The following is a 2,242-nucleotide window of genomic DNA, read 5'->3' as shown; positions in this document are numbered from 1 at the left end:
CTGGCTCAACCACGTCTATCCGCCCGAGCTCGGCGAGGCACACCGCGACGGCTCGATCCACATCCACGACCTCGACATGCTGGCGGGCTACTGCGCCGGCTGGTCGCTGCGCACGCTGCTGCACGAGGGCCTCAACGGGGTGCCCGGCAAGGTCGAGGCCGGCCCGCCCAAGCACATGTCGTCGGCGGTCGGGCAGATCGTCAACTTCCTCGGTACGCTGCAGAACGAGTGGGCTGGCGCACAGGCGTTCTCCTCGTTCGACACCTACATGGCGCCGTTCATCCGCCGCGACGACATGAGCTATCGCGAGGTGCGCCAGTGCATCCAGGAGCTGATCTACAACCTCAACGTACCCTCGCGCTGGGGCACCCAGACGCCGTTCACCAACCTCACCTTTGACTGGGTCTGCCCGGAGGACCTGCGTGAGCAGGTGCCCGTCATCGGCGGTGAGGACATGCCCTTTGCCTACGGCGACCTGCAGGCCGAGATGGACATGATCAACCGCGCCTACATCGAGGTCATGACCACCGGCGACGCCAAGGGCCGCGTGTTCACCTTCCCGATTCCGACCTACAACATGACGCCGGACTTTCCGTGGGAGTCTGAAAACGCCGACCGCCTGTTCGCCATGACCGCGCGCTATGGCCTGCCGTACTTCCAGAACTTCATCAATTCCGAAATGAAGCCGAACCACATCCGTTCGATGTGCTGTCGCCTGCAGCTCGACCTGCGCGAACTCCTGAAGCGCGGCAACGGCCTGTTCGGCTCGGCCGAGCAGACCGGCTCGGTCGGCGTGGTGACGGTCAACTGTGCGCGCCTCGGCCACGAATACAAGGGCGACGAAGCCGGATTGCTGCGCCGCCTCGACGCGCTGCTCGACATGGCGCGGAACGGCCTGGAAATCAAACGCAAGGAAATCCAGCGTCTGATGGACAACGGCCTGTTCCCCTATACCAAGCGCTACCTCGGCACCCTGCGCAACCACTTCTCGACCATCGGCGTCAACGGCGTCAACGAGATGATCCGCAATTTCACGCAAGACGAACACGACATCACCACCGCATGGGGCCACGACTTCGCGGTGCGGCTGCTCGATCACATCCGTGGACGCATCGCCGCGTTCCAGGAAGAGACCGGCCACATGTACAACCTGGAAGCCACGCCGGCCGAGGGCACCACCTACCGCTTCGCCAAGGAGGATGCCAAGCGCTACCCGGGCATCCTGCAGGCGGGCAGCGGCGAGGCGCCGTACTACACCAATTCGTCGCAGCTGCCGGTGGGCTTCACCGACGACGCCTTCGAAGCGCTGGAACGGCAGGACGACCTGCAGCGCAAATACACCGGCGGCACCGTGCTGCATCTCTACATGTCGGAGCGCATCTCTTCCGTCGACGCTTGCCGCAATCTGGTGCGCCGCGCGCTTACGCGCTTCCGTCTGCCCTACATCACCATCACGCCGACCTTTTCCATCTGCCCCAAACACGGCTACCTCGCCGGCGAGCACGAATTCTGTCCCACGTGCGACGAAGAGGCCCTGTCCCGCAAACGCGCTGTTTCAGCCTGACCCCTAGGAGATCGATATGAACGACATGAGTGTTTCGAGCCAAATCCAGACCGTTGCCTTGAAGGACGAGGAGCGCACCCGCTGCGAAGTGTGGACCCGCGTGATGGGCTACCATCGCCCGGTGACGAGCTTCAACAAGGGCAAGCAGAGCGAGCATCGCGAGCGCCAGTTCTTCGTCGAAGGCCGTTGCACGGCGGGCTGATTTCGCCATGCTGCGGCAACTCCGGAAATGACGCTGCGCGTAGGCGGCCTGACGCCGCTGTCCACCACCGACTGGCCCGGTCTGCTGGCCGCGGTGGTGTTCTGCCAGGGTTGTCCCTGGCGTTGCGGCTATTGCCATAACCCCGATCTGATTCCGCCGCGCGGCGCCGACGAAATCCCCTGGGAAGAGGTGCTGGCTTTCCTGCGGCGCCGCCAGGGATTGCTCGACGGCGTGGTGTTTTCGGGCGGCGAGCCGACGCTGCAGGCAGCGTTGCCGGATGCGATGCGCGCGGCGCGCGGGCTCGGGTTCAAGATCGGCCTGCACACCGGCGGCATGTACCCCGGGCGGCTGGCGGCCGTGCTGCCGCTGGTCGACTGGGTGGGGCTCGACGTGAAAGCGCCGTTTGCCGATTACGCCGGCATCACCGGCGTGGCGGAAAGCGGAACGCGCGCCCGCGAGAGCCTGGAGCAGGTGCT

Annotated in this window: 3 protein-coding genes; all 3 read left to right on the top strand. The window is 65.1% G+C overall.

Going from position 1 to position 2,242, the window contains the following annotated elements:
* Positions 1–1,564, top strand: a 1,564-nt coding sequence (locus Q0L94_RS17555) for a ribonucleoside triphosphate reductase (protein WP_296755924.1), incomplete at its 5' end; no start/stop codon positions are given.
* A 25-nt stretch (positions 1,565–1,589) separates the two neighbouring features.
* Positions 1,590–1,766: an anaerobic ribonucleoside-triphosphate reductase gene (nrdD, locus tag Q0L94_RS17550; RefSeq protein WP_366799485.1), complete on the top strand. Its 177-nt coding sequence runs from the start codon at positions 1,590–1,592 to the stop codon at positions 1,764–1,766.
* Positions 1,767–1,793: 27 nt separating this feature from the next.
* A partial coding sequence (locus Q0L94_RS17545; RefSeq protein WP_296755919.1) for an anaerobic ribonucleoside-triphosphate reductase activating protein occupies positions 1,794–2,242 on the top strand: 449 nt, incomplete at its 3' end.

The sequence above is a fragment of the Thiobacillus sp. genome (assembly GCF_024708915.1).
The sequence above is the reverse complement of the archived record's forward strand: the minus strand, read 5'-3'. Positions and strand labels throughout refer to the sequence as shown.

Coding starts and splice junctions, on each gene's coding strand:
- nrdD (WP_366799485.1), top strand. CDS start 1,590: ATGAGTGTTTCGAGCCAAATCCAGACCGTTGCCTTGAAGGACGAGGAG.